The sequence below is a fragment of the Streptococcus constellatus genome (assembly GCF_902167705.1).
Classification (GTDB): Bacteria; Bacillota; Bacilli; order Lactobacillales; family Streptococcaceae; genus Streptococcus; species Streptococcus constellatus_A.
This window is the reverse complement of sequence record NZ_CABHMZ010000011.1, coordinates 67,741-87,398: the sequence shown is the minus strand read 5'-3', so window position 1 is coordinate 87,398 and position 19,658 is coordinate 67,741. Positions and strand designations below refer to the sequence as shown.

Genomic DNA, 19,658 nt, shown 5'->3' with positions numbered 1-19,658 from the left:
GCTTACGACAATCTTACGGTCTAAGGCAGGCTTGAAAAAAAGGAGAAATTATGCAACCAATTATTTCTATTATCATGGGTTCTAAATCCGACTGGGAAACGATGAAAAAAGCAGCCCAAGTTCTGGAGGACTTCGGTGTTGCTTATGAAAAGAAGGTGGTCTCAGCTCACCGAACACCAGACCTTATGTTCCGATATGCTGAGGAAGCACGCGCACGTGGTATCAAGGTTATCATTGCGGGAGCGGGCGGTGCAGCTCACCTGCCGGGTATGGTAGCGGCTAAAACAACGTTGCCGGTTATCGGTGTGCCTGTCAAATCTCGTGCTTTAAGCGGAGTGGACTCGCTCTACTCTATCGTGCAAATGCCTGGCGGTGTGCCTGTGGCAACGATGGCTATCGGTGAAGCAGGCGCAACCAATGCAGCGCTCTTTGCTTTGCGCTTGCTGTCTGTTGAAGATGCCAAAATTGCCCAAGCACTGGCTGATTTTGCAGAAAAACAAGGAAAGATTGCTGAGGAGTCTAGCAATGAACTCAACTAAAACGATTGGAATTATCGGTGGTGGTCAATTAGGGCAAATGATGGCGATTGCTGCAATTTATCGAGGGCACAAGGTCATTACGCTAGATCTAGCTGCTAATTGTCCAGCTGCTCGTGTCAGTGAGGTTATCGTTGCTCCTTATGATGATGTGGCGGCTCTTCGTCAATTGGCTGAGCGCTGTGATGTCCTGACTTATGAATTTGAAAATGTGGATGCAGACAGCTTAGATGCGGTTGCTGATTTGGCAGATTTGCCACAAGGAACGAGGCTGCTACGTATCTCTCAAAACCGAGTACACGAGAAAGAGTTTCTCTCAAGCACTGGCGTGGATTTGGCTCCTTATCGCGTTATTTGCTCGTCTACAGACTTGGGAAATTATGATTTCTCTGTCAAGCGTGTCCTGAAAACAGCAACGGGCGGCTATGACGGTCACGGTCAAGTCGTCATTAGAGATGAGGAGAGTTTAGCGACTGCGCGTGATTTGGCAGACAAGACTCTTTGCGTGTTGGAGGATTTCGTCCCCTTCACTATGGAAATATCGGTCATTGTGTCTGGAAATGGCACGGATTTAACCCTTTTCCCTGTTCAGGAAAATATCCACCGCAATAACATCCTTTCTAAAACGATTGCCCCCGCGCGGATTTCCCAAGATTTAGCGGATAAGGCTCTGCAAATAGCAAGAAAAATTGCCACAGAAGTCCAACTTTCTGGTACACTATGTATAGAGATGTTTGTGGCTGGTAGCCAGATTTTGGTCAATGAAATCGCACCGCGCCCGCATAATTCAGGGCATTATTCTATCGAAGCCTGTGATTTCTCACAGTTTGATACTCATATCTTGGGTATTTTGGGTCAGCCTCTGCCAGAAGTGACCCTTCATGCCCCAGCCGTCATGCTCAATGTCCTTGGCCAGCACATGGAACAAGCTGCACAGTACGTTGCAGAACACCCTAGCGCCCATCTTCACCTCTATGGCAAAGAAGAAGCCAAACACAATCGTAAGATGGGACATGTGACGGTGTTTAGTGATGAGCCAGATGAAGTTCTTGAGTTTTAGAGGAGATGTAATGAATTGGAACGAAATAAATGAATTATATAAAACAGATGATGATGAGATGTATCATAATGCCATTCTTATTTTTGATACATCATCGCTGTTAGAATTATATTTTTACAGTACAGACTCAGCGATTGAAATTCTTGAAAAGTGCAATTATCATTTTAATGGTAAAATATTTTTACCCAATCATGTTAAGTTTGAATATGATAAAAACCGTGAAGTCATAATAAAAAAGCAAAAAATAGGCTATCAAAATGTTTTTAATGGGAAAGAAAGTATTGGATTCTTTGCAAAGATAATTTATCAGCAAGAAAAATTAAAAAAGATGAGAATTGAAACTGAAAATGCAATTAAGAACTTTGAACAACAGTTTGGAAACAGACAGACCCATCCGTATTTTTCATCTACGTTTATTGAAGAATTCAAAAAAGAGGTCAATAATTTTACTTTGAATCTTACTGGTTTGGAGAATTCTAAAATTTTTAGTGATTTTGAAAATAGACTTAAGACTGAAAAAGATGAACGTATTGCTGAAATAACCGAACAAATTGAACAAGATGACCTTAAAAATTTTATTGAGACTCATTTTGAAATAGGCGATAGTTATTCATTTTCTGAAATGCTAGAAATAATGAGAGAGGGAGAATTAAGATATTCAGCCTCTGTTCCACCAGGTTATATGGATGAAGAAGAAAAACAAAGTTTTCAAATATATGGAGATTTAATAATTTGGAAACAAATATTAGAATATGCTAAATCTAAGTCTAGTCCAGTTATTTTTGTTTCAGATGATACTAAAGAGGATTGGAATGAAATATTAGTAGATCAAGAATCAAATAAGAAAAAGAAGAAGACAGATCCCAAGAGACCTAGATATGAGATTTTGTTAGAATTTAATGATATAGTAGGGAAGAAGATAAAAAAACTAAAATTATCTGATTTCTTATATGAATTTAATGAACAGCTAAAGACTAAGTTTGGTAGCTCAACTCTTTCTGAAATTAAATATAAATCTTTGAAAGAAACTATTGAAGATGAAGCATTAGATTTTATTAGATTTTTAGAGAGAGAGATTGAAGTGATTCAGAGTAATGGATTAAAACCAGACCATGCGTATGAATTTGACGAAATTGATAACGCCGTTAATTTGCTTTCTATTGATGAAATCAGATTGAATACAATAGACGAGTATTCATATCATATTGAATACCTAGCTACATTTGACTGCAATCTTGAATATGAATACTTTGAATATTGGGGACGAGATGATGACACTAGGGAGGCAATAACATCTCCAGCAAGTAATATCAGTGCTTCAGGTGAACTGTTAGTAAAAATTGAACGAGAAATAGAAGTTGAATTTGGTGAAGACTTTTATCCTTCTATTAAGGATGAAGGAGAACCGCAAATTGAAATTATTGAAGATAATCGAGATATCAATGAAAGCTCATGGGAGGATAGCTTTTTCGATGAAGATGACTATGATTACTATTAGTAACGAATAATTACAAATATTTTTTGCGGAAAGGAAACAGGCATCTAGTTGGCTGATTTGAACTCGGGCGGAAAGCTCGGGAACATCTAGACCCATTCCTACAAATTTGATACCATAATTTTAAGAAATAGAAAGGAGAAGAGGGCAAGTTCAAGCATTTGAACTCGGGCTAAAAGCATCGGAAAAAAGATAGACTTCCTAGTGTGCAAGCACACAGCATCAGTCTCCTATTTTTCTCTTGTTTTTTAGACGCCCTCTGTATCATAACATGATCGAACGTTATTCACGCCCTGAGATGGCGAACATTTGGAGTGAGGAAAACAAGTACCGTGCTTGGCTTGAGGTGGAAATTTTAGCTGATGAGGCTTGGGCTGAGCTGGGTGAGATTCCTAAGGAAGATGTGGCTAAAATCCGTGCTAATGCAGACTTTGATATTGACCGCATTTTGGAGATTGAGCAGGAGACTCGCCACGATGTGGTGGCCTTTACCCGTGCAGTGTCTGAAACGCTTGGCGAAGAGCGCAAGTGGGTTCACTATGGCTTGACGTCTACTGATGTGGTGGACACAGCCTATGGTTATCTCTACAAGCAAGCAAACGACATTATTCGCAAAGATTTGGATTATTTCCTTAACATCGTAGCCGATAAGGCGCGTGAGCACAAGTTTACCATCATGATGGGGCGCACCCATGGAGTTCATGCTGAACCAACGACTTTCGGTCTGAAGCTCGCGACTTGGTACAGTGAAATGAAGCGGAATATCGAGCGTTTTGAACATGCTGCCGCTGGTGTGGAAGCAGGGAAAATTTCAGGTGCAGTTGGAAACTTTGCCAACATTCCACCATTTGTGGAGAAATATGTTTGTGATAAGTTAGGCATCCGTGCGCAAGAAATTTCAACGCAAGTCCTGCCACGTGACCTGCACGCTGAGTATTTTGCGGTACTTGCTAGCATTGCTACGTCAATTGAACGCATGGCGACCGAAATCCGCGGTCTGCAAAAATCCGAACAGCGTGAAGTGGAAGAGTTCTTTGCCAAGGGACAAAAAGGCAGCTCTGCTATGCCTCACAAACGCAACCCGATTGGTTCTGAAAATATGACCGGTCTGGCGCGTGTCATTCGCGGTCACATGGTGACAGCTTATGAAAACGTGTCACTCTGGCATGAACGTGATATCTCGCATTCTTCAGCGGAGCGTATCATCACACCTGATACGACTATTCTGATTGACTACATGCTCAATCGCTTTGGCAATATCGTTAAGAATCTGACTGTTTTCCCTGAAAATATGCGCCGTAATATGAACTCAACCTTTGGTCTTATTTATAGTCAACGCGTTATGCTGAGTCTGATTGAAAAAGGCATGACACGTGAAGAGGCTTATGACTTGGTACAGCCAAAGACGGCTTATTCTTGGGACAATCAAACAGATTTTCGTCCGCTACTAGAAGCTGATGAAGCTGTGACCTCTCGTTTAACACCAGAGGAAATTGACGACATTTTTGACCCAGTTTACTACACCAAACGGGTGGATGATATTTTCCACCGTATAGGTTTGGATTAAAACAAAACTAAAAAATCCAGTAAAATCAAGTTTGATTTTACTGGATTTTTGCTCTCTCACCAAGCAAAAGCATTGGTTGGGGTTTCTAAGGCTTTTAGCCAGTAACTGTCGGAAACACGGCAGAGGGTAACAGAAAGTCCTGCCATATCTAGGCTTGTGATGAGGTGACCTGTTTTGACAAAGGGCAGTTTCAAGCCTTCTATATCCAACAGTTGAAGAATGTCATCTGTGAAAACAAGTTCTTCCAATTTTGAAGTGCCACCTAAGTTATTGATGAGGAGAATAAATTCTTGCCCTTCTTGCCACTTGAATTTCATTTTGATTTTGTTGACGAGCTCCACAGCGAGTAGCTCGGAAGATTCAAACGGAACCATCCGATAACCAGGTTCTCCGTGGATTCCAATTCCGTAGGAAATTTGACCTTGGGGCAAATCAAAGATAGGTAACTGCTTGCTTGGCAAGGTGGCAGATTTTGTTGCGACTCCTAGTGTCGCAATGGAGGTGGACAGAGAAAGAGCGAGCTTTTCCAACTCATCCAGACTGGCTCCTTCTTTGGCAGCTTGCCCGAGAATTTTATGTAAAAGAATTGTTCCTGCAACTCCACGGTGACGGATTTGGAAGTTACTTTTTTCGACTGAAATATCATCATGAGAAATGATGTATTTGACTGGAATTCCTTCTTTGCGTGCTTGATAAATAGCTTGGGAAAATTCTTTAATATCGGCATCGAAGTTTTTAATAATGACAAAAACGCCTTTTCCTTGATGCAGAAAACGAATGGTTTCTAAAATATGCTCCGCACAGGGCGGCACAAAAATGGGGCCACTAATAGCAGCGGTTAACATACCATCGCCCACATAGCCAAAATGAGCGGGTTCATGGCCGCTGCCACCACCTGAAATAATGGGTACGATAGAAGAATCGTGCTGATTATGATAAAGGACGGGCAGTTGTTTCAGCTGTGAAAGGTGAGGATACATGCGAGTAATTGCATTGATATTTTGCTGAATGCTTGAATGAATTGAATTGATAATGTGAACCATATACTTGCCTTAATTTTCTATAGCTGTTTTGATTAGTCGTGTCAAGAGTTGCGCCTGTTGCTGGTAATCTTGCTCAGATAAATCCAGCAGATGTTTGATGGCATTTGCAAGCGCTTGACTGTGATAATGAATGAAAAAATGATACTCCATTTCAGAATGGAAAGGGCGGGAATGATATTCTCTGACGAGTTTGGCTACAAGCTGTTGACAGTAGGTTTGAAAATAAGAAGAAAAGTCATTTTGATCAACAATATCAAATAATTGTGCATAAAAACTCTTATTGACGCTAAAATAGTGCAGCAATTCTTGCAGCAGCTGATAGCCAGAGATATATTCCAGATTATCTGTGACTTGCTCTCGCAACTCCGTCTGAAAAATCCATTCTAATAATTCGTACTTATCCAGAAAATGATTGTAAAACGTTTGCCTGCGAATACCGGCGTCTTCCATAATTTGCCGAACAGAGATTTTTTCAAAAGCTTGTTCGGTCAGTAATTTTTTAAAGGATTTGGCAATCCTTTTTTTCGTGATTAAGGATGTTGCCATCTTCCCTCCTCAGTCTTTTTAGTTCTATTCTTAGTTTATCATGAATGCTGCAATAGGAAAACTAAAAAGAGGGACAGATTTTTGATTTTGTCCGTTCCAAAATGGAGCAAAGAATTCTACAATAAAAATAAGAAAAATAAAGCAAAGGAGAAACTCATGAAAAAAATTATCAATCAACCAACAGCTGTTGTGGACGAAATGCTAGACGGTCTGGCTTATATCCACAGTGATTTGGTGCATCGTGTAGAAGGATTTGACATCATTGCTCGAAATAGCGAAAAATCTGGCAAGGTAGCGATTATTTCAGGTGGCGGTAGCGGTCATGAGCCCGCTCATGCTGGCTATGTGGGCGACGGTATGTTGTCAGCTGCGATTTGCGGAGCGGTCTTTACTTCCCCAACTCCTGACCAAGTCTTGCAGGCAATCAAAGAAGCAGACGAGGGCGCAGGTGTGTTCATGGTTATCAAGAATTATTCTGGCGACATCATGAACTTTGAAATGGCGCAGGATATGGCAGAAATGGAAGGAATTGAGGTGGCAAGTGTTGTTGTCGATGACGATATTGCCGTTGAAGACAGCCTTTACACGCAAGGTCGTCGTGGAGTTGCTGGTACCATTTTGGTTCATAAGATTTTGGGAAATGCTGCGCGTGCTGGAAAATCACTGAGTGAAATCAAGGCGTTAGCTGACGAGTTGGTTCCTCAGATTCATACGGTTGGGCTGGCTCTCAGTGGGGCAACCGTTCCTGAAGTAGGAAAACCCGGCTTTGTGCTTGCTGATGATGAAATTGAATTTGGAATCGGCATTCATGGAGAGCCCGGCTATCGCAAAGAACAAATGCAGCCGTCTAAAGACTTGGCACAAGAATTAGCGGCAAAATTGAAAGACTCTTTTGAACTCAAGGCAGGAGATAAAATCGGAATCCTTATCAATGGTATGGGGGCAACACCGCTCATGGAGCAGTACGTCTTTGCCAACGATGTGGCTGGAATCCTTGCAGCAGCAGGTTTGGAAGTTGTTTACAAGAAATTAGGAAACTACATGACATCTATTGACATGGCAGGCATTTCTCTGACCTTTATCAAATTGGAACGTGAAGACTGGCTAGAAGCTTTGAACAGTCCTGTTGCAACGATTGCTTGGTAGGAGGTACAATATGGATGTAGCATTAACAAAGAAATGGATGCTTCTCTTTAATAAAAAAATTCAAGCCAACAAAGACTACCTGTCAGAGTTAGACACACCCATTGGTGACGGGGACCACGGAGGAAATATGGCGCGTGGCATGGCAGCTGTTGTTGAAAATCTGGAAGGAAAAGATTTTGCCAATTCAGCAGAAGTCTTTCAAGTTGTCTCGATGCAATTGCTCAGCAAGGTCGGTGGGGCTTCTGGACCTCTTTACGGCTCAGCTTTCATGGGAATAATGAAGGCTGAAAAAGAAGCTGCTAGCTTGGCAGATGCTGTTCAAGCAGGACTTGACATGATTCAAAAGCGTGGTAAGGCTGTTTCGGGCGAAAAAACCATGGTAGATGTCTGGTCTGGTGTGGTAGAAGCACTTCAAAAAGGAGAATTAACCAAAGAAAACATTCATACTTTAGTTGAAGCAACCAAAGATATGAAAGCAACGAAAGGTCGGGCTTCTTATGTCGGAGAGCGTTCTATCGGACATATTGACCCAGGTTCGTATTCGTCAGGCTTGCTTTTTGAAGCCTTGCTAGAAGCGGAGGGACTGGCATGACAGAGGTTGGGATTGTCATCGTTTCTCATTCAAAATGGATCGCTCAAGGCGTTGTGGATTTGATTTCAGAAGTCGCCAAAGATGTCTTGCTGACCTATGTAGGTGGGACAGAAGACGGTGGTATTGGTACGAGTTTTGAACAAGTCCAAACGATTGTGGAAGCCAACAAAGCGGAGAAGATTTTAGCGTTCTTTGATCTTGGATCGGCTCGCATGAATCTGGAGCTAGTAGCAGATTTTTCAGATAAGGACATCATCATCAACAATGTTCCCATTGTTGAAGGGGCTTATACTGCAGCTGCTCTCTTGCAAGCTGGTGCAGATTTGGCAAGCATCCAAGAACAATTGAAAGAATTGGAAATTAAGAAATAAAGGAGGTTGATTATGATTCAGTATCTCGGTGAATTTTTAGGAACCTTTATCCTAGTATTGCTTGGTGACGGAGTTGTTGCTGGGAATGTTTTGAGCAAGACGAAGGAGGAAGGAACCGGCTGGGTTTCTATCGTTTTAGGCTGGGGGATTGCTTGTACAGTAGCGGTTTATGTGTCCGGATTTTTCAGTCCAGCTCACTTGAATCCAGCGGTCACATTCGCAATGGCTTCTATTGGAGCGATTAGTTGGGGACAAGTCTTTCCTTTCATTATTGCACAAATGCTGGGTGCAATGGCTGCAGCTTTTGTTCTATGGCTTCATTACTACCCACATTGGGCTGAAACGAAAGATTCAGGCTTGATTTTAGCTAGCTTTTCAACTGAACCAGCCATTCGTCATACAGCTTCCAACTTTTTAGGTGAAGTATTGGGAACAGCTGTTCTCGTCATCACGATTATGGCAATTGGACTGAATAAAGTTGCTGCTGGTTTGGGTCCAATCATCGTAGGAACGGTTATTTTTGCAGTCGGTTTCTCGCTTGGACCAACGACAGGCTATGCGATCAATCCTGCACGGGATTTGGGACCGCGTATCATGCATGCTATTTTACCAATCGCAAATAAAGGAGATTCTGACTGGTCCTATGCTTGGATCCCAGTTCTAGGACCAATCGTTGGTGGTGTTGTAGGGGCTTTGCTATACAATATGATTTTGGGTATCATTTAAAAGCAGTCAAAAAGTAGGTTTCGGCCTACTTTTGCTGTCTCTTCTTGTGCTTCTTGTCTGAATTTTTTATAATAGCTATATAGAATAGTGAGGATAGAAATGACAAAGAAGCATTGGCTGAAATTACTTGGAGTGTTTTTGATCTTTGGAATAGTTGTTTGTCATTCAGTTTTGCTAGATCCAGCTGAGCGAATAGATGAACAAAAAGAGTATCAAACTATTGTAGCGAAATTTCATCAGATAACTGTGCCTGAACTCAAAGAAAAGCAGGCTCAGAGTGAAAATTTTTATCTCTACATTGGGCGAGGAACTTGTCCACACTGTAGGCGATTTGTGAAACAACTGCAACGAGCCAAAACAAAATCTTTTTATTATTTAGATAGTGAGAAAAAGACACCAGAGTTAGTTGCTTTTCGTGAGGCATATAAGATCAAATTTGTTCCTTATTTTGGGAAATTTACTGGTTTTACAGAAGAAAAAGTACTGCAAATCAAGGCAAATATGACTACTAAAGAAATTGAGGATTTTAATAAATAAGAGAAAAACAAGATGACAGCACATCTTATTTTTTTCATAACAATGATAAAAAAGTTGACAAATAAAAAACAAAGCAAAATTCTTTTCAAATTGGTCTAGATAGGTTATAATGATGTCAAGATATAAAAAAAGAACAACTGACATTCAGATGTTCTTTTCGTAAAAATAATTAGTGATTTCCACTGCGTGACACAAACTTGATTTTAAAGAAATCGCCGCGTTTGTAGGCTTCGCTATACTCTAAAATTTGCCCCGTGCTTTCTAACTGTGTTGTTTTTACTTGGAAGACCGTTGGGAAGTTTGTGTCAATGTCCAGTAATGTTGCAACAGCTTCTGGTGTCGGGAAGTTTATTTCATTGTTTTCTTCAAAGTGCTCATCATTCATGTGGATATGATAGTCTTGTTTGAAGCGGTTGTAGATAGAGCTGTAATATTCAAGATTTGGATAATTGGCATTGATATATTGCTCTGGAATATAAGATTGATGATAGATATAAGGAGTATCTTTCGCTTTACGGAGTCTTTCGATTTTATAGTAAAATTGATGTCCTTTTAAATCTAACTTGTCAAGAAATTTTAAATCATTTCCGCGTTCGATCGATAAAACGGTCACGTGATCATTTTGAGTAGGAAATATCTCAACATCAGAAAATTCAACGAGTTTGTGTTTGCGGGCGCGTGACACAAATGTTCCTTTTCCTTGTTGGCGGATAATGTACCCATCTTTTGCTAGCTCGTTTAGAGCTCTGACAACGGTAATAGAACTGACATCGTACATTGTGATTAGTTCAGCTTCTGTATAAAATTTATCTCCATTTTCAAATTGACCTGAGATAATTTTGCTTTTGAGTTCATCTTTTATATATTGGTACTTAGGGATTGCCATGTTGTTCACCTCTCTTTCACTTCCCTCTCATAAAGAATTTTACCATAAATTTTAAGAAAATGGTTAAATTTTAAAAAAACTATTGACATTTCATGCAAAATATATTATATTAACCCATGTAACCGATTATAAAAAATTATTATGTGAAAGAAGGAAATGGTTTGGCAAGATTTGAGATTAAAGAAGAATTTTATCTGAATCAACAGCCTTTTAAAATATTGTCTGGTGCCATTCATTATTTTCGGATTCAGCCAGATGATTGGTATCATTCGCTTTATAATTTGAAAACTCTGGGTTTTAATACGGTGGAAACCTACATTCCCTGGAACGTCCATGAACCTCAGAAAGGGCAGTTTTGCTTTGGGGGGATCTTGGATTTGGAGAAATTTCTTCAAATTGCACAGGATTTGGGCTTATATGTTATTCTTCGTCCGTCGCCTTATATCTGTGCAGAATGGGAATTTGGTGGTTTGCCGGCTTGGCTTTTAGAAGAAGATATGAGAATTCGTTCTTCTGACCCAGTTTATCTTGCCGCAGTTGCTAGCTATTTTGATGAATTGCTTCCGCGCGTAGTCCCACATCTTTTGGAAAATGGCGGCAATATCCTCATGATGCAAGTAGAAAATGAATATGGCTCGTATGGCGAAGATAAGGAATACTTGAGAGCTGTTCGAGATATGATGCTAGAGCGAGGTGTGACGTGTCCACTCTTTACATCAGACGGACCCTGGCGAGGCACCTTACGGGCAGGAACGCTTATTGAGGATAATGTATTTGTAACGGGGAACTTTGGCTCCAAAGCAAAAGAAAATTTCGCGCAGATGCAGGAATTCTTTGATGAGCATGGCAAGAAGTGGCCACTCATGTGTATGGAGTTTTGGGACGGTTGGTTCAATCGTTGGAAGGAGCCAATTGTCACGCGAGATCCAGAAGAGTTGGCGGAAGCGGTTCACGAAGTTTTGCAACAAGGCAGTATCAATCTTTATATGTTTCACGGGGGAACCAATTTTGGTTTCATGAATGGCTGTTCAGCGCGAGGAAACATTGACCTGCCACAAGTGACATCTTATGATTATGAAGCTCTCCTCGATGAACAAGGAAACCCAACACCTAAATACTTTGCTATTCAGCGAATGTTAAAAAAATATTATCCAGAGTATCCACAAATGGAACCTTTGGTAAAAGAATCGTTTGAGTTAAAGGATATTCCGCTCAGCGAGAAAGTTAGTTTATTTGAAACCTTAGAAGATGTAGCGCAGCCAATTGAGAGTCTGTACCCTATGAACATGGAGGAGCTGGGACGAAATGTTGGCTATCTGCTCTATCGTACAGAAGCGGAATGGGATGCGGACGAGGAACGGATTCGTGTCATCGATGGGCGTGATCGGATGCAACTTTTTGTAGATGGAAACCGTATCACAACTCAATACCAGACAGAAATTGGTGAAGACATCTTTGTTTCGCAGAAGAAACAGTCAACACATCGGCTGGATATTTTAATGGAGAATATGGGGCGTGTCAACTACGGACATAAACTTTTGGCAGAAAGCCAGCATAAAGGTATCCGAACAGGAGTCTGCAAAGATCTTCATTTTATGCTCCATTGGAAACAGTATCCATTAGAGTTGAAAAATCCAGAAAAAATTGATTTTACGAAAGAATGGCATGGCAATCAGCCAGCTTTCTATGCGTTTGATATTGAATTGAAAGCGCTTAAAGATACTTATCTGGATTTGACCCACTTTGGCAAAGGAATCGTCTTTGTCAATGGTGTCAACATCGGTCGCTTCTGGGATGTCGGACCGACCTTATCGCTGTATATTCCACATAGTCTCTTAACTATCGGAAAAAATCGTATTATTATTTTTGAAACTGAAGGGAAATACAGCGAATTCATTCATTTAGTTCACAAACCTACATTTAAAACAATAAAGGGGGCAAAATTATGACAATTGTAGGGAATCGGATTGATGGACGTTTGATCCATGGGCAAGTAGCCAATCTTTGGACTACAAAATTAAATATCTCACGTATCATGGTCGTAGATGATGAAGTAGCAGAAAATGCTATTGAAAAAAGCGGCTTGAAATTGGCGACACCAGCTGGTGTGAAATTGAGTGTTTTACCAGTTGTAAAAGCGGCAGAAAATATTCTAGCCGGCAAATATGATAGCCAACGCCTGCTCATTGTTGCGAGAAAGCCAGACCGCTTTTTGAAATTAGTGGAAGCAGGCGTGCCAATTGAAACGCTCAATGTGGGTAATATGTCGCAGACACCTGAAACGCGTTCTATCACACGCTCAATTAACGTGGTAGATGAAGACGTGGCAGTATTTAACAAGTTGCATGAAAAAGGTGTGACTCTAACGGCTCAAATGGTTCCAAACGACCCAGTTGAAGACTTTATGAAATTATTGAAATAAATTTAGGAGGTCATTGTTATGATACAATGGTGGCAAATTCTCTTACTGACGCTGTATTCAGCGTATCAAATTTTGGATGAGTTGACGATTAACACATCAGCAGGTTCACCTGTTTTTGCAGGTTTTATCACTGGTCTGGTCATGGGAGACTTAAAGACTGGTCTATTTATTGGTGGTAGTCTCCAGCTCGTTGTACTTGGGGTTGGTACATTTGGTGGTGCCTCTCGGATTGATGCAACGTCTGGTGCGGTTCTTGCAACAGCATTCTCTGTGGCAACAGGTATGAAATCAGAACTCGCTATTTCAGCTATTGCCGTTCCAGTAGCAGCTTTGCTGGTTTATACAGACGTTCTTGGACGTTTCTCTACGACTTACTTTGCACATCGTATTGATGCAGCGGTTGAAAAATTTGATTACAAAGGCATTGAACGTAATTACTTACTAGGTGCCATTCCATGGGGACTTTCACGTGCCCTTCCAGTATTTCTGGCTTTGTGGCTCGGTGGAGACGCTGTAAAAGCTTTCTCAGACTGGCTTGCAAATAATGCACAATGGATCGCAGACGGATTGATTCTTGCAGGTAAAATGCTTCCTGGTGTCGGTTTTGCAATTTTGCTTCGTTACCTTCCAGTCAAGAAAAATCTCCATTACCTTGGTTTAGGTTTTGCCATTACAGCTATGTTGAAAGTTGTTTTTGACTATATTTCAACATTGGCAGCTGCTTCAGGAGCTGTCAAACAAATCGCTACAGCTCTTGGTGGTGCAAAATTTGAAGGCCTACCAATGATTGGGATTGCGATTATTGGCTTTGCCTTGGCAACAGTCAACTATAAAAATGCAACTAACAAACAAGTGGTGACTGTTGCTGCAGAACAATCAGAAAGTGGGGAAATTGACGATGACGAACTCTAATTACAAATTAACAAAAGAAGATTTTAACCAAATCAACCGTCGTAGTCTCTTTACTTTCCAATGGGGTTGGAACTACGAGCGTATGCAAGCCTCAGGCTATCTTTATATGATTTTGCCGCAATTGCGCAAGATATATGGAGACGGTACGCCAGAATTAAAAGAAATGATGCGGACACATACGCAATTCTTCAACACATCTAACTTCTTCCACACTTTAGTAACAGGGATTGACCTAGCACTTGAAGAAAATGAAGGAGTTGAATCTAAAGATACCGTTACAGGGATTAAAACTGGTTTAATGGGTCCATTTGCGGCGATTGGTGATGCGATTTTTGGTTCTACCATTCCTGCTATTATGGGTGGTCTAGCTGCTGGACTCGCTGTTGAAGGCAATCCTCTTGGAATTTTCCTTTGGATAGCTGTGACAATCGCTATCAACGTCTTCCGTTGGAAACAGTTAGAATTTGCCCATAAAGAAGGGGTTAAGCTCGTGACAACCATGCAGGATAAATTGTCTGCCATCACAGATGCTGCAACAGTTCTTGGTGTTTTCATGGTGGCTGCCTTGATTGCTACGATGATTAACTTTAAATTTACGTATGCACAAAGCTTTGGTGGTGTAACCTTCAATCTTCAAGAAACATTGGATAAAATCTTCCCACGTTTGGTTCCAGCATTGTTTACAGGTTTTGTTTATTGGCTGCTTGGTAAGAAAGGTATGAATTCAACAAAAGCAATCTTTATCGTGATTATTATTGCAATTGGTGTTTCTGCACTTTCACACTTTACTCATACACCAATCTTAGGTGTCTAAAAGGAGCTTCTCTATAAATGACAAAACAACTTGTATTGGTCAGTCACGGTCACTTTTGTGAAGAATTGAAGAAAAGCACCGAAATGATTATGGGGCCACTGGACTTCATTCATACAGTTTCCCTGCTTCCAGAAGAAGGAATAGACGACTTTACTGCTAAATTTTTAGCGACTGTAAAAGATTTAGATGATTACATCGTTTTTGCCGACCTGCTTGGTGGAACACCCTGCAATGTCGTTAGTCGTCTGATTTTGGAAGGACTCCAAATTGAACTTTATGCAGGGATGAATATGCCAATGGTGATTGAATTTATCAATTCTGCCCTGACTGGCGTTGAAGCAAAATATATCGAAAAAGCGAACAAATACATTGTGAAAGTCAATGATATTTTAGCAGAAATGAACGATGACGAAGATGAATAAAGGAGTGTCCAGCTAATAGTAGCTGAAAAAACACGTCCTTGCTTGAATTGCTCCAATGAGCAATCTGCATAACTAAGGGGGCTGGGGCAAGAGAATGGATTTCTTTGAAATCATCATTTTCCCACTCCCTTTCTTTTAGTTAGCATTGCAAAGCAGAAAGGAGAACCATGCTAGATTATACAAAGGAAGACTTGATTGAATTAGGTGCGGAAATCACCACACGGGAAATCTATCAACAGCCACAAGTTTGGCAGACAGCTTTTGAAAATTATAAAGCACAGGCTGATGAGATTGCAGCTTTTCTAAATGGGATTGGTGAAAAGCATGATTATATTAAGATTATTTTGACAGGCGCTGGAACTTCAGCCTATGTCGGGGAGACACTTCTCCCTTATTTCAGAAAGATTTACGATGAACGCAAGTGGAACTTTAATGCCATTGCGACGACAGATATTGTTGCTAATCCGCTTGCTTATCTGCACAAGAAAGTACCGACTATTTTGGTTTCCTTTGCCCGTAGCGGCAATTCACCAGAGAGTGTTGCGGCAGTTGACTTGGCAAAAGACTTGGTTGAGGAACTTTACCAAATCACAATCACATGTGCAGCAGAAGGGAAATTAGCCCAGCAAGCACACGGTGATGAACGCAATTTGCTCTTGCTCCAACCTGCACCGTCAAATGATGCTGGCTTTGCTATGACTTCGAGTTTTACATCCATGATGTTGACGGCCTTGCTCGTCTTTGACAAAGCAGATTTAGCTGCAAAAGAAGAGAAAATTTCTGCTTTGATAGCCTTGAGCCAAGAGATGTTAGACTCAGCGGAAGCCATTCAAAAGATGGTTTCCTTGGATTACAACCGTGTCATTTATCTGGGAGCAGGTCCTTTCTTCGGCTTGGCACATGAAGCCCAGCTGAAAATTTTGGAATTGACCGCAGGACAAGTGGCGACCATGTATGAAAGCCCTGTCGGTTTTCGCCACGGTCCAAAATCGTTAGTAAATGAAGAAACGGTCGTTGTGGTGTTTGGTTCGACAGATACCTATACCAAATTATACGACCTTGACTTAGTACGAGAAGTTGCTGGAGATGAGATTGCTCGTAAGGTGATTCTGTTGACAGAACGAAAAGAAGATTTGGAAAATGTTGAACAAGTCATTCTTTCTAGTCAACAGCTAGCAGATGATGTTTATCGCGTATTCCCTTATATTGTTTATGGTCAATTATTTGCCTTGTTGACAGCCCTCAAGGTGAACAATCGTCCAGATACACCGTCTCCGACAGGCACTGTCAACCGTGTCGTACAAGGCGTCATCATTCACTCATTTGACAAAGAATAGGAAGGAACCCATGGAAAAATTAAGGATTAGTCACGAAAAATTAGCACACTTAAAGAATCTTTCAGATGAAAATGGCATTATTGGAGCTTTGGCGATTGACCAGCGAGGTTCACTGAAAAAAATGCTGGCAAGTGGCGCACATGTTGTGTCAGGAGATGAAGCGCTCATTGAATTTAAACAATTGATTTCCAGTCAGTTGACTCCGTATGCAACTTCTATCCTTTTGGATCCAGAATTCGGTGTACCTGCTACCAAATTACGTGCACCAGAGTGCGGTCTTATTGTTGCTTATGAAAAAACAGGCTATGATGCAACGACAGAAGGACGCCTGCCAGACTTGCTACCAAATTGGTCAGCTAAACGCATTAAAGAGTTAGGCGCTGACGCAGTCAAAGTTTTGATTTACTATGATATAGATGACAAACCTGAAATCAACGACATCAAACAAGCATGGGTTGAACGTGTAGGAAGTGAATGTGTGGCAGAAGACATTCCTTACTTCCTTGAAATCTTGACTTATGATAGGAAGCGTGCTAGTGTAGTAGATGCAGATTATGCGAAAGTAAAACCACACAAAGTCAATGAAGCCATGAAGCTCTTTTCAGATTCACGCTACAATGTAGACGTTTTGAAAGTAGAAGTTCCTGTCAATATGAATTTTGTAGAAGGCTTTGCCAAAGAAGGAGTAGAGCCAGTTTATAGTCTTGCAGAAGCGAAGGTTTTCTTTAAAGAGCAGTCTGATGCGACTCATTTGCCCTTTATTTTCCTGAGTGCTGGAGTTAGCGCAGAACTTTTCCAAGAAACGCTGAAAGTGGCGCGTGAGGCAGGCTCTCAATTTAACGGTGTCCTTTGCGGTCGTGCTACTTGGAAAGATGCAGTTACGGTCTTTGCAGATCAAGGAGCGGATGCAGCTAAAGCTTGGTTGGATGAAATGGGGCGTCAAAATATTGAAGACTTGAATCGTGTTTTACGTGAAACAGCCGTCTCGTGGCTAGATAAGTTAGACATTTAAATGTGGTACATGTAAATCCAAAATAAAAGACAAAAAAGGAAAGTTGTATGAAATCTTATCAAGAAGCTATTTTTGGCACATTTCAAGGACAAGATATTGTTTCTTACACATTTGAAAATGACTTGGGTTATCGATTGAAAGTCATGACCTATGGTGCTACGGTGTTGGAGTATGTCACGCCGGACAAACAGGGACAATTTGCAAATATTGTGGTTGGCTTTGATAACTTTACTGCTTATGTAGGCAATAGTCCCAAATATGGTGCGAGCGTCGGACCGGTGGCTGGACGGATTGCAAAAGCTGAGTTTGATTTGAACGGGGAAAACTATCAGTTAGAAGTCAACAATGCAGAAAATTGCAATCATAGTGGCTCTACGGGCTGGGACAGTGCTATTTTTCAAGTTGAGGAAGTCACAAACGAAGGCGTCACTTTCTATACCGAACGTGCAGACGGAACGGGTGGTTTCCCAGGAAATCTAAAAGTCTGGGTTTCTTATACTTTAACAGAACTAGGTGAGTTAGGGATTTCTTATCAAGTTCAGACGGACAAGGATACCTTGGTCAATCCAACCAATCACAGCTATTTCAACCTATCAGGCGATTTCAGTCAACCGATTGATAACTGTAACTTGCAGTTGAATATCTTAGGAGTATTTCCAATCGCACCGGACGGCGTGCCTGCTAAAGTCGCTGATTCAAACCGCAATTTTGTCAAAGACTTAACAAAAGGTGTGACTTTGAAAGATATTTTTGCCAATCAAGATGAGCAGATTCAGATTGTGTCCGGTTTGGATCATCCATTTGCTTTAAATAAGCAAGAGGATAGGGCTGGTTCTTTGTACGAACCAAAATCAGGTCGCTTTTTGACATTTAAAACAAGTGCACCTTGCTTAGTGACTTACTCAGCGAACTTTGTAGATGATACGGTCATTTTAAATGGGCAACCCATGATTCAACACAATGGCTTAGCTCTGGAGACTCAGGCGCTTCCTGATGCGATTCATAGTGACTTGAAGACAGATGTTATCTTGAAAGCGGGCGAGATTTTTACCAGCACAACCATTTATCATGCAACAAGCAAATGAAAATGAATATTGAAAACGGCAGTACATTTTTCTGTCGATTTTGCTTTAAGATATTTAGTATCATCATAATCTCACTCCCTTTGATTTCTATTTGTAAAATCTAAGGTTAAACCAGCTTACCAACCTGATTTTTTGCTATAATAGTATTTATGAGTAGAATTTTGGATAATGAATTGATGGGAGACGAGGAGCTCGTAGAGCGCACATTGCGTCCCCAGTATTTACAAGAATATATTGGGCAAGACAAGGTCAAAAATCAATTAAAGATTTTCATTGAAGCAGCCAAGCTGCGAGATGAAGCACTAGATCACACGCTGCTTTTTGGACCTCCGGGATTGGGAAAGACCACTATGGCCTTTGTCATCGCCAATGAACTGGGAGTCAATCTCAAGCAAACTTCTGGTCCGGTCATCGAAAAAGCAGGCGATTTGGTAGCAATTTTAAATGATCTGGAGCCTGGGGATGTCCTCTTTATTGATGAAATTCATCGCTTACCGATGGCTGTGGAAGAAGTGCTTTACAGCGCTATGGAGGACTTTTACATTGATATTATGATTGGCTCTGGCGAAACCAGTCGCAGTGTCCACTTGGATTTGCCACCGTTTACTTTAATTGGCGCCACGACCCGAGCTGGTATGCTGTCCAATCCTTTACGGGCTCGTTTTGGCATTACTGGTCACATGGAATATTATGCAGAAGCAGATTTGACCGAGATTGTGGAGCGAACGGCAGAAATCTTTGAAATGGACATCACTCATGAAGCAGCTGAAGAATTGGCGCTACGCAGCCGGGGCACGCCTCGAATTGCCAATCGACTTCTTAAACGCGTACGAGATTTTGCTCAGATTATGGGTGACGGGCTAATTGATGACCAAATTACTGATCAAGCCCTGACGATGCTGGATGTGGATCAGGAAGGTCTGGATTATGTGGATCAAAAGATTCTCAAGACCATGATTGAGGTTTATGGCGGCGGGCCAGTTGGTCTGGGAACTTTGTCCGTCAATATCGCAGAAGAGCAGGAAACGGTAGAAGACATGTATGAGCCTTATCTGATTCAAAAAGGATTTGTCATGCGGACACGGACAGGGCGCGTGGCGACGCGTAAGGCTTACGAGCATTTGGGTTATGAGTATTTGGAGAAATAAC

General features: G+C 41.2%; 21 protein-coding genes. 18 read left to right on the top strand and 3 right to left on the bottom strand.

Annotation, left to right across the window (positions count from 1 at the left end; translation table 11 throughout):
• Window positions 1–50: 50 nt before the first annotated feature.
• From purE to purB, 4 genes are all read left to right on the top strand, one after another.
• Window positions 51–539: a 5-(carboxyamino)imidazole ribonucleotide mutase gene (gene purE / locus FQ204_RS03485; protein WP_144208707.1), complete on the top strand. Its 489-nt coding sequence runs from the start codon at window positions 51–53 to the stop codon at window positions 537–539.
• Window positions 526–1,596, top strand: coding sequence for a 5-(carboxyamino)imidazole ribonucleotide synthase (purK, locus tag FQ204_RS03480; protein ID WP_144208704.1), 1,071 nt, complete (start codon window positions 526–528; stop codon window positions 1,594–1,596). The genes purE and purK overlap by 14 nt, the downstream gene beginning before the upstream one ends.
• 10 nt (window positions 1,597–1,606) lie before the next feature.
• On the top strand, window positions 1,607–3,094 hold the full coding sequence (locus FQ204_RS03475) for a PIN-like domain-containing protein (protein ID WP_144208701.1): 1,488 nt from the start codon (window positions 1,607–1,609) through the stop codon (window positions 3,092–3,094).
• Window positions 3,095–3,362: 268 nt separating this feature from the next.
• On the top strand, window positions 3,363–4,658 hold the full coding sequence (gene purB, locus FQ204_RS03470; RefSeq protein ID WP_144208698.1) for an adenylosuccinate lyase: 1,296 nt from the start codon (window positions 3,363–3,365) through the stop codon (window positions 4,656–4,658).
• Window positions 4,659–4,714: 56 nt separating this feature from the next.
• On the opposite strand, the gene dhaQ is transcribed toward purB, so the two are convergent.
• Window positions 4,715–5,701, bottom strand: coding sequence for a DhaKLM operon coactivator DhaQ (gene dhaQ / locus FQ204_RS03465; RefSeq protein WP_144208695.1), 987 nt, complete (start codon window positions 5,699–5,701; stop codon window positions 4,715–4,717).
• A gap of 9 nt (window positions 5,702–5,710) precedes the next feature.
• A complete protein-coding gene (gene dhaS / locus FQ204_RS03460) occupies window positions 5,711–6,247 on the bottom strand; it encodes a dihydroxyacetone kinase transcriptional activator DhaS (protein ID WP_144208692.1) in 537 nt (178 codons plus the stop codon).
• A 156-nt stretch (window positions 6,248–6,403) separates the two neighbouring features.
• On the opposite strand from dhaS, the gene dhaK reads away from it, so the two are divergent.
• From dhaK to FQ204_RS03435, 5 genes are all read left to right on the top strand, one after another.
• Entirely contained in the window at window positions 6,404–7,393 is a 990-nt protein-coding gene (gene dhaK, locus FQ204_RS03455) for a dihydroxyacetone kinase subunit DhaK (protein ID WP_144208688.1), read from the top strand.
• 10 nt (window positions 7,394–7,403) lie between these two features.
• On the top strand, window positions 7,404–7,985 hold the full coding sequence (gene dhaL, locus FQ204_RS03450; protein WP_144208685.1) for a dihydroxyacetone kinase subunit DhaL: 582 nt from the start codon (window positions 7,404–7,406) through the stop codon (window positions 7,983–7,985).
• Window positions 7,982–8,356, top strand: a complete 375-nt coding sequence (gene dhaM / locus FQ204_RS03445; RefSeq protein WP_144208682.1) for a dihydroxyacetone kinase phosphoryl donor subunit DhaM — start codon at window positions 7,982–7,984, stop codon at window positions 8,354–8,356. The genes dhaL and dhaM overlap by 4 nt, the downstream gene beginning before the upstream one ends.
• A 12-nt stretch (window positions 8,357–8,368) precedes the next feature.
• The gene (locus FQ204_RS03440; protein ID WP_144208679.1) at window positions 8,369–9,082 is read left to right on the top strand and encodes an MIP/aquaporin family protein; all 714 of its coding nucleotides are present in this window, start codon (window positions 8,369–8,371) and stop codon (window positions 9,080–9,082) included.
• Between the two features lie 99 nt (window positions 9,083–9,181).
• Complete coding sequence (locus FQ204_RS03435; protein ID WP_144208676.1) at window positions 9,182–9,619, top strand: bacteriocin transporter; 438 nt, start codon at window positions 9,182–9,184, stop codon at window positions 9,617–9,619.
• 169 nt (window positions 9,620–9,788) lie between these two features.
• On the opposite strand, the gene FQ204_RS03430 is transcribed toward FQ204_RS03435, so the two are convergent.
• On the bottom strand, window positions 9,789–10,505 hold the full coding sequence (locus FQ204_RS03430) for a GntR family transcriptional regulator (protein WP_144208673.1): 717 nt from the start codon (window positions 10,503–10,505) through the stop codon (window positions 9,789–9,791).
• 161 nt (window positions 10,506–10,666) lie between these two features.
• Here FQ204_RS03430 and FQ204_RS03425 point away from each other — a divergent pair, with 161 nt between their 5' ends.
• The 9 genes from FQ204_RS03425 (at window position 10,667) to ruvB (ending at window position 19,657) form a co-directional block, all read left to right on the top strand.
• A complete protein-coding gene (locus FQ204_RS03425; protein WP_144208671.1) occupies window positions 10,667–12,454 on the top strand; it encodes a glycoside hydrolase family 35 protein in 1,788 nt (595 codons plus the stop codon).
• Window positions 12,451–12,927, top strand: a complete 477-nt coding sequence (locus tag FQ204_RS03420) for a PTS system mannose/fructose/N-acetylgalactosamine-transporter subunit IIB (RefSeq protein WP_144208668.1) — start codon at window positions 12,451–12,453, stop codon at window positions 12,925–12,927. Before FQ204_RS03425 ends, FQ204_RS03420 begins: the two co-directional genes overlap by 4 nt.
• Window positions 12,928–12,945: 18 nt before the next feature.
• Window positions 12,946–13,839, top strand: a complete 894-nt coding sequence (locus FQ204_RS03415) for a PTS mannose/fructose/sorbose/N-acetylgalactosamine transporter subunit IIC (protein ID WP_144208665.1) — start codon at window positions 12,946–12,948, stop codon at window positions 13,837–13,839.
• On the top strand, window positions 13,826–14,653 hold the full coding sequence (locus tag FQ204_RS03410) for a PTS system mannose/fructose/sorbose family transporter subunit IID (protein ID WP_144208663.1): 828 nt from the start codon (window positions 13,826–13,828) through the stop codon (window positions 14,651–14,653). The genes FQ204_RS03415 and FQ204_RS03410 overlap by 14 nt, the downstream gene beginning before the upstream one ends.
• Before the next feature lie 17 nt (window positions 14,654–14,670).
• Complete coding sequence (locus FQ204_RS03405) at window positions 14,671–15,075, top strand: PTS sugar transporter subunit IIA (protein ID WP_144208660.1); 405 nt, start codon at window positions 14,671–14,673, stop codon at window positions 15,073–15,075.
• 167 nt (window positions 15,076–15,242) lie between these two features.
• Window positions 15,243–16,412: an SIS domain-containing protein gene (locus tag FQ204_RS03400; RefSeq protein WP_144208656.1), complete on the top strand. Its 1,170-nt coding sequence runs from the start codon at window positions 15,243–15,245 to the stop codon at window positions 16,410–16,412.
• Window positions 16,413–16,422: 10 nt separating this feature from the next.
• The gene (gene lacD, locus FQ204_RS03395) at window positions 16,423–17,424 is read left to right on the top strand and encodes a tagatose-bisphosphate aldolase (RefSeq protein WP_144208653.1); all 1,002 of its coding nucleotides are present in this window, start codon (window positions 16,423–16,425) and stop codon (window positions 17,422–17,424) included.
• A 47-nt stretch (window positions 17,425–17,471) separates the two neighbouring features.
• Window positions 17,472–18,509, top strand: coding sequence for an aldose epimerase family protein (locus FQ204_RS03390; RefSeq protein ID WP_144208651.1), 1,038 nt, complete (start codon window positions 17,472–17,474; stop codon window positions 18,507–18,509).
• Window positions 18,510–18,658: 149 nt separating this feature from the next.
• The gene (gene ruvB / locus FQ204_RS03385) at window positions 18,659–19,657 is read left to right on the top strand and encodes a Holliday junction branch migration DNA helicase RuvB (RefSeq protein ID WP_144208648.1); all 999 of its coding nucleotides are present in this window, start codon (window positions 18,659–18,661) and stop codon (window positions 19,655–19,657) included.
• The last annotated feature ends 1 nt before the right edge of the window (window position 19,658 follow it).